This is a genomic window from Promicromonospora citrea (genome assembly GCF_013004695.1).
GTDB lineage: Bacteria > Actinomycetota > Actinomycetes > Actinomycetales > Cellulomonadaceae > Promicromonospora > Promicromonospora citrea.
Genome location: NZ_JABEMG010000174.1, coordinates 1 through 7,463, shown reverse-complemented (window position 1 = coordinate 7,463; position 7,463 = coordinate 1). Strand labels below are relative to the sequence as shown.

8 protein-coding genes and 1 pseudogene are annotated in these 7,463 nt (G+C 76.0%); 1 reads left to right on the top strand and 8 read right to left on the bottom strand.

The features are described 5' to 3' along the window. Window positions 1–266, top strand: a 266-nt coding sequence (locus tag HLB15_RS21275; RefSeq protein WP_171108431.1) for an acyl-CoA carboxylase biotin carboxyl carrier protein subunit, incomplete at its 5' end; no start/stop codon positions are given. 38 nt (window positions 267–304) lie between these two features. Here the strand turns inward: HLB15_RS21275 and HLB15_RS21270 are convergent. The 8 genes and pseudogenes from HLB15_RS21270 to HLB15_RS21235 all read right to left on the bottom strand — a co-directional run. Continuing rightward, window positions 305–1,978, bottom strand: coding sequence for an L-aspartate oxidase (locus HLB15_RS21270; protein WP_171108428.1), 1,674 nt, complete (start codon window positions 1,976–1,978; stop codon window positions 305–307). Next, window positions 1,975–2,481, bottom strand: coding sequence for an aspartate 1-decarboxylase (gene panD / locus HLB15_RS21265; RefSeq protein ID WP_229785117.1), 507 nt, complete (start codon window positions 2,479–2,481; stop codon window positions 1,975–1,977). Before panD ends, HLB15_RS21270 begins: the two co-directional genes overlap by 4 nt. Window positions 2,482–2,485: 4 nt before the next feature. Beyond that, window positions 2,486–3,337 carry a pantoate--beta-alanine ligase gene (gene panC, locus HLB15_RS21260; RefSeq protein ID WP_212760191.1) on the bottom strand — a complete coding sequence of 284 codons (852 nt, stop codon included), beginning with the start codon at window positions 3,335–3,337 and terminating at the stop codon, window positions 2,486–2,488. Between the two features lie 65 nt (window positions 3,338–3,402). Continuing rightward, window positions 3,403–4,377, bottom strand: coding sequence for a Rossmann-like and DUF2520 domain-containing protein (locus tag HLB15_RS21255; RefSeq protein WP_171108424.1), 975 nt, complete (start codon window positions 4,375–4,377; stop codon window positions 3,403–3,405). 6 nt (window positions 4,378–4,383) lie between these two features. Continuing rightward, window positions 4,384–5,910, bottom strand: a complete 1,527-nt coding sequence (locus HLB15_RS21250) for a PH domain-containing protein (protein ID WP_171108422.1) — start codon at window positions 5,908–5,910, stop codon at window positions 4,384–4,386. Next, window positions 5,907–6,389 carry a PH domain-containing protein gene (locus HLB15_RS21245; RefSeq protein ID WP_171108420.1) on the bottom strand — a complete coding sequence of 161 codons (483 nt, stop codon included), beginning with the start codon at window positions 6,387–6,389 and terminating at the stop codon, window positions 5,907–5,909. Before HLB15_RS21245 ends, HLB15_RS21250 begins: the two co-directional genes overlap by 4 nt. 54 nt (window positions 6,390–6,443) lie before the next feature. Beyond that, the gene (locus HLB15_RS21240; protein WP_171108417.1) at window positions 6,444–6,947 is read right to left on the bottom strand and encodes a DUF3180 domain-containing protein; all 504 of its coding nucleotides are present in this window, start codon (window positions 6,945–6,947) and stop codon (window positions 6,444–6,446) included. A gap of 1 nt (window position 6,948) precedes the next feature. After that, window positions 6,949–7,463 (bottom strand): annotated as a pseudogene (locus HLB15_RS21235) (hypothetical protein); the annotation flags it as partial.

Here is a 7,463-nt window from a genome sequence, read left to right as displayed (position 1 = left end):
TGGCGGCCCCGGGCGGCGCGGCGACGTCGGCCGCGGACGGGGCGCGCGTCCCGGTCCGCCCGGCCATGCCCGGCACCCTCGTGCGCTGGCTCGTGGCCGACGGCGAGACCGTCGCCGACGGGCAGCCCGTCGCGGTGGTCGAGGCGATGAAGATGGAGTCCCAGCTCGTCGCCGAGGCCGCGGGAACCCTGGAGCACGCCGCGCCGGAGGGCGCCCAGCTCACCCCGGCGGACCCGATCGCGTACGTGACGCCGCAGGCGCCCTGAGGTCGCTCCGGGTGCCCGCCGCCGCGAGCCCGCCCGGGTCAGCGGGCGTGGAGCGTGCCGTCGGCGTCCAGGCGGACCTGGATCCGGCGGCGCCAGGCGTCGTCGGGCTGGGGGAAGTCCGTGCGGTAGTGGCCGCCGCGCGTCTCCTCGCGCGCCCACGCCGCGCGGGTCAGCGCGCGGGCGACGAGGTGCACGTTCGTCGTCTCCCACTCGGCGGCCTGCGGCTCGGCCACCACGTCGGCGGCCAGGTGGGCGTCGGTCCGGACGGCGGCGAGCCGCTCGTCGGCCTCGGCCAGCGACCGTGCCGACCGGATGACCCCCGACCCGGCGGACGTCACCTTCTGGACGCGTGAGCGCGCGGCGGCCGCGACGAGCCCCGACCCGCCAGGACGCTCGGCCGGCTCGCCCTGCCGCAGCTCCCCCGCGTCGAACCGCGCCACGACGTCCTGCGCGGCGCGCGCCGCGAACACCAGGCCCTCGAGCAGCGAGTTCGACGCGAGCCGGTTGGCACCGTGGACGCCCGTGCAGGCGACCTCGCCCACGGCGTAGAGCCCGTCGACGGTCGAGCGGCCGTCGAGGTCGGTCACCACCCCGCCCGAGTGGTAGTGCTGGGCGGGCGCCACGGGCACGGGCTCCTCCGACCAGTCGATGCCCGCCTCGAGCAGGCGCGCGTTGATGGTGGGGAACCGGGTGCGCAGGAAGTCCCTGCCGAGGTGGCGGGTGTCGAGCAGCACGTTGTCGGCGCCCGTCGCGGCCATCCGCCGCACGATCGCGTGCGCGACGACGTCGCGCGGGGCGAGCTCCGCCATCTCGTGCACGCCCGGCATGAACCGGTGCCCGTCGACGTCGAGGAGCAGCGCCCCCTCGCCCCGCACCGCCTCGGAGACGAGCGGCACCTGACCCTTGGCGCCCGAACCGAGCCACAGGACCGTGGGGTGGAACTGCACGAACTCCAGGTCGCCCAGCACCGCCCCGGCGCGCAGCGCGGCGGCGATGCCGTCGCCCGTCGCGCCTGCCGGGTTGGTCGAGGAGCGGAACACCTGCCCGATGCCGCCCGTCGCGAGGATCACGGCGGGCGCGAGCACCGCGCCGACGCCGTCCCGCGAGCCCGCGCCGCGCACGTGCAGGGTCACGCCGCACGCGCGGCCGTCCGTCGTCGTGAGCACGTCGAGGACCAGCGCGTTCTCGACGATCTCGATGCCGGGGTCGTGCCGCACGGCCTCGATCTGCGCGACGAGCGCGCGGGAGATCTCCGCGCCGGTCGCGTCCCCGCCCGCGTGCGCGATGCGGTCGGCGTGGTGGCCGCCCTCGCGGGTGAGCGCGATGTCGCCGTCGGCGGCCTTGTCGAAGACCGCGCCGCGCGCGACGAGCTCGCGCACGCGTGCCGGGCCCTCGGTGACGAGCACCCGGACCGCCTCGGGGTCGGACAGGCCGCCGCCGGCCGCGAGCGTGTCGGTGCGGTGCGCCTCGGGCGAGTCGGACGGGTCGAGCGCCGCGGCGATGCCGCCCTGCGCCCACACCGTCGAGCCGGACGACAGCCGCCCCTTCGTCACGAGCAGCACGCGCGGCACACGGGTGCGCAGCTCGAGCGCCGCCGTCAGGCCGGCGATGCCCGATCCGACGACGATCGCGTCGGCCTCGGCGGTCCAGCCGGGGGCCGGTGCGGCGAGCGAGCGGGCGAGACGGGGTCCTGGTCCTGGTGCGGCGCTCACGCGCGGCCCGACGCGGTCCGCACCAGGCCGGCGTGCTGGAACGGCTCGATCGGCAGGCCGCTCTCCTGCAGGCCGTACCCGTCCGGGACCTGCCCGGGCTCGTCACCGATCTCGACGACGCGGTTCTCCTCGTCCACGAAGACGACGTTCGGCAGGAACGTCCGCGCGTCCTGGTCGGCGAGCATCCCGTAGGCGATGAGGATGACGACGTCGCCCGGCCGGACGAGGTGCGCGGCGGCCCCGTTGATGCAGATCTGGCCCGAGCCGCGCTCGCCGGGGATCACGTAGGTGGTGAGCCGGGCGCCGTTGGTCACGTCCACGACGTCGACCTGCTGGCCGGGCACGAGGTCCGCGGCGTCGAGGAGGTCGGCGTCCACGGTGATGGAGCCCACGTAGTGCAGGTCCGCCTGCGTCACCGTGGCGCGGTGGATCTTCGCGATCATCATGGGCCGCTGCAGGGATGCGGGGCGGGCGGCGGGCGGGCGGTGCGGGGCGGAGCTCATGACGTCACCTCTGGGGCAGGACCTCGACGGCCTGGTTGTCGATCAGGCGGGTCGTGCCCACCCGTGCGGCCACGAGCAGCAGCGCGCGGCCGGAGAAGTCGTCCGGGACCGCCTGGACGGTCGCCGGATCGACGAGCGCCAGGTAGTCGACCACGACGCCGTCGGCCCCGTCCAGCACTTCCCGCGCGGCGTTGATCACACCCGTCGCGCCCTGCTCTGCCGCGTCGGAGCCCGCCCGCAGCGCGCGGGACAGCGTGAGGGCGCGCTCGCGCTCGTCGCCCGTCAGGTAGGCGTTGCGCGAGGACAGCGCGAGACCGTCGCTCTCGCGCACCGTCGGCACGCCGACCACCTCGACCGGCACCTCGAGGTCGCGCACCATGCGGCGCACGGCCAGGAGCTGCTGCGCGTCCTTCTCGCCGAACAGCGCGACGTCGGGCCGCACCAGGTGCATGAGCTTGAGCACCACCGTGAGCACGCCGTCCAGGTGCCCGGGCCGGTGCTCGCCCTCCAGCACCTCGCCGACGTACCCGGCGGACACGCGCACCACCGGGTCGCCGTCCGGGTAGACGACGTCGGGCGTGGGCGCGAAGACGACGTCCGCCCCGACGCCCGCGAGCTTCGCCACGTCACCTTCGAGGTCGCGCGGGTACCGGTCCAGGTCCTCGCCCTGCCCGAACTGCAGCGGGTTGACGAAGATCGTGACGACCACCTGACCGTTCGCCCCCGCCTCCGTGCGCGCCGTGCGGACGAGCTCGAGGTGCCCCTCGTGCAGCGCCCCCATCGTCATGACGACGACGCGGCGCCCCGGTCCGTCGTCCGCCGCCCCGTCCAGCGGGCCGGCGAGCGCCCAGCGCATCTGCGCGTCGCGCAGCTCGTCGCGGGTGCGGACCACGAGCGGGGTGTGGGTGTCTGCCTGGGTCGTCACGGTGTCGTCCTTCCTGCGCGCGACGAGCCGGTCGCGCTGTCCAGGGCGTCGAGCAGCGCCTGGGCCGCCGAGTCGTCGATGCGGTGGCTCGCGAGCGCGCGGCGCGTGGCCCCGCGAGCGAGCTCGGTGTAGCTGTCGGGCACGTCGGTGGCGCCGCTCGCGGCGGCCAGCGCGCTCAGGTCGGTGAGGTGGCGGCGCACGGTGCCGACGTCGCCGCGCGAGACGGGTCCGGTGAGCGCGGCGATGGCGCCGGGCCCGACGCCGTCGCGCACGTCGGCCGACCGCGTCGCGGACTCCAGGGCCGCGCCGAGCAGCGGCGCGAGGACGCGGCCCGGCGTCGCGATGCCCGCGGCCTCCAGGGCCTGCGCGGCCTGGGCCACGAGCACGACGAGGTGGTTGGCGCCGTGCGCGAGCGCGGCGTGGTACAGCCCCCTGGCCTCCTCGTCGACGACGACGGGCTCGCCCCCGATCTCGACGACGAGCGCCTGCCCGATCGGCAGCACCGGAGCCGGCGCGGTGACCGCGAACGTGCAGCCCTCGAGACGGGCGAGGTCGAGCGACGTGCCGGAGAAGGTCATCGCCGGGTGGATCGCGAGCGGGATCGCGCCGGCGCGCCGGGCGGGCTCGAGGACGGCGGTGCCGAACCGGCCGGACGTGTGCACGACGAGCTGGCCGGGCTGCCAGGCCCCGGTGTCGGCGAGGCCGGAGACCAAGGGGCCGAGGGCGTCGTCGGGCACGGCGACGAGCACGAGCTCCGCGCGCTCCACGACGTCGGGCACCTCGAGGTTCGGCACGCCCGGCAGGAGCGTGTCGATGCGCTCGCGCGAGTCCTCGGAGATGCCGCTGGCGCCGACCACGGCGTGCCCGGTCGCGCGCAGGGCGTTGCCGAGCACCGCGCCCACGCGCCCGGCGCCGACCACTCCGACACCCAGCCGTCCGGGCCTGCGGCCCGTCTCGTCGGGGTCACTCACCGGTCGTCACTCTCCCTGTCGTTCCATCCAGCGTTCGGGGCCCGCGGTCGCGCGGGCCGTGCGGGCGCGACGGGCCTGCTCGGCCATGAGCCGCGCGGCGTCGTCGGCGTCGAGGTGCGGTGCCTCCGGGTGCACGGGGCCCTCGGTCGAGTGCACCTGGAACGACGCGACACCCAGCCTGCGCTGCCACGGGCCCTGGTTGATGCCGAGCGACTGCGTCCGCTCGTGCGGCACCACGTCGAGGATCTTCACCAGCCGCCCCCGGCGCAGCAGCAGCGCGCGGCCGGTCACGGCGAACCCGTTGCGGCGCCATGCCACGGGATCCAGTATGCGCGTGCGCCGGGGTGCCGTGACGAACACGCTCGGCGCCCGGGAGTCGCCGTCGAGGCCCGCGTCGAGCACGCGGCGCGGCTCCTCGATGCCGAGGTCCGGCAGCACGAGGGACAGCACGGTGAGGGCCTCGTCGCGCGTGCCGACGGGCAGCAGCAGACTGTTCTTCTCCTCGCTGTCGCCGCCGTAGCCCGCGACGTTGACCTGGACGCGCCACCAGTCGCGGCCGCGCCACAGCACGCTCTGCACGAGCCGCACGGCCTGCACCCGGCCGGGCGGGATGGTCTGGGAGCGGGTCTCGAGCATGCCGTGCCGCAACCGCACGCCGTCGGGCGAGATGGCCACCCGGAAGTCGAACTCGCCGGTGAGGCGGTTGAACACGTAGCCGCCCGCGCCGAGCACGGCGGGCAGGGACGCGGAGAGGACGGCGAACTCGCCCGTCGCGATCATGACGACCACGACGACGAGGGCCCAGAGCAGCAGCATGATCGTCGCGCCCGAGCGCAGCACCGAGGCGATCAGCCGGCCCACGGGCACGGTGAGGACGGGCACCTGCGGGGCCTCGACCGCGACCGGTGCGGGCTCGGGTGCTGTGCTCGTCGGGGCACCCTCGGGCCCGGGTGGGCCCTCGGTGCCGGCGGCCGGCGCGGACGGCGAGGTGCGCGCGACCTTGAGGCCGGCGGCCCGGGCGAGCAGCTCGGCGCGCAGCGCGTCGGCGTCGGACCCCTTGAGGAACCCGATGGCGACGCCGGAGTCGGTGCCGCCCGCCGTCTCGAGCGTGAGCTCGCACAGCCCGAAGAAGCGGGCCACCAGCGGCTGCCGGATGTCGACCGACTGCAGCCGGTCGAGGCGTGCGTGCCGCTGCTGGCGGAACAGGATGCCGCGCCGCAGGTGCACGGCCTCCTCGCCGATCGCGTACGTGGTCATGCGCCAGGCCAGCACCGAGTAGCCCCAGCCGACGAGCGCGACGGCGGCGAGCGCCGCCAGCACCGTCCACCAGTAGTCGCCGGTGAGGAGGTCGATCAGGCCCCCGCGCGGGCCGCCCTCCAGGCTCTGCTGCCCCAGGATGACGACGGCGGCGCCGACGACGGCCCAGCCCCGCACGAGCGGCGTCACCGGGTGGACCCTGCGCCACTCCAGCGCCTCGTCCCCCGACGGCGCGGGCTGCCCCGCGGCGTCGGGCGTGGTCTCCGGCGTGCTCACAGCCCCGCCAGCCGGGCCTCGCCGCGGGACGCCAGGCGGTCGCGCAAGCGTGCGGCCTCCTCCGGCGGCAGGCCGGGGATCACGGCGTCGGTGCCCACGGAGGCCGTGTGGAGCTGGACCTTGGCCAGCCCCAGCCTGCGGTCCAGCGGGCCGGCCTCGACGTCGACGTACTGCATGCGGCCGTAGGGCACCACGACCAGCGAGCGGAACAGGACGCCCTTGCGGATGAGCAGGTCGTCGTCGCGCTCGGCGTAGCCGATGGCCCGCACCTGGCGAGGGATCAGGAGCACGGACCACAGCAGCAGCGCGGCGGGCAGGCCGGCGAGGATCCAGAACCACGGGCTGAGGGTCAGGGACAGCACGACACCCACGACGGCGGGGACACCGAGCCAGATGGCGGCCGGCACCAGCATGGCCGTCACGAGGCGCGGGGACACGCGGTTCCAGGTCACGTCGTGCGGTTCGAAGGGGCTGGTCATGAAGCCATTGTTCCGCAGTGCGCAAGTGCGCGGGCCGCCGTCCGCCCCGCGGCCTCAGGCGGGTGCGGGCGACTCGCCCTCGTCCGAGCCCGCGCGATCGCGGCCCGCCGGGTCGTCCGGGTCCGACGGCGGGATCTCGCAGAACTTCTCCACCACGAGCCCGACCACGGTGAGCACGACGGAGCAGAGCACCGCGATGCCTGCCGCCACGGCGTGGTCACGCCGTGACTCGATGCCGAGGTCACCGAGCACGACGAGCACCTGCGCGAGGTACCAGCCGCCCAGCAGCGCACCGGTCAGCGCGGCGGCCTTGGCCAGGACGAGCGTGCGCGCGGCACGGATGCCGTCGAGCGTCGGCCGCTTGCCCTTCTGGTAGGAGCGCACGGCCCAGCCGGCCCAGAAGATCGCGGCGGCCAGGCCGAGGATCGCGATGTCGACCAGCCACGGCACGACCGGGAGGTAGACCCCGCGCCCCTCGAGCGCGCGGAGCACGATCCAGCCGACGACGGCCACGGCCACGAGCACCGCGACCAGGGAACCGATCGGCGTTCTACGCATGTCAGGCGTCGCGCCCCCGCTCGTCCCGGACCGGGGCCCACGAGGGCACCGAGTCGATCGGACCGTCGAGCGGCGGGGCGGCGGGCGCCACCGAACGCTGCTCCCCGACGAAGCCGGGCACGCGGATCACCGTGTGGTCGCTGTCGTAGGCGGTCGGGTGACCGTTCTGGCTCGCGCCGTTCTGGCTGCCGTCCTGCGCCGCGCCGTTCGGGCCGTGGTCGGCCGGGGCACCGTTCGGGACGCCGTTCGACGCGCCGACGGGCGCGAAGACCGGCGCCGCCTGCTCCTGCGGCGCCGCGCCGGTGCCCTGGGGGAACGGGCTGTCCTGACGCGACGGGTTGACCGGCGCGAAGACGGGCTTGGCCTGCTGCGGCAGCGGCTCGAGCTCCGGCTCCTCGTGCGCGGTGTCCCGCACGGCGCGCGGCGCCAGCGGGGCGGGAGCGGGCACGAGGGCCTCCTCGGGCGGCGGGACGGTGCCGCCGGAGGCGGCGCTGCGCGGCGAGGCGGCCTGCTGCG

What these genes read in the sequence shown, in the direction of transcription:
- HLB15_RS21245 (WP_171108420.1), bottom strand. Translation starts at nt 6,389, where the DNA reads ATGACCAGCCCCTTCGAACCGCACGACGTGACCTGGAACCGCGTGTCC.
- panD (WP_229785117.1), bottom strand. Translation starts at nt 2,481, where the DNA reads ATGAGCTCCGCCCCGCACCGCCCGCCCGCCGCCCGCCCCGCATCCCTG.
- HLB15_RS21240 (WP_171108417.1), bottom strand. Translation starts at nt 6,947, where the DNA reads ATGCGTAGAACGCCGATCGGTTCCCTGGTCGCGGTGCTCGTGGCCGTG.
- panC (WP_212760191.1), bottom strand. Translation starts at nt 3,337, where the DNA reads ATGCGCTGGGCGCTCGCCGGCCCGCTGGACGGGGCGGCGGACGACGGA.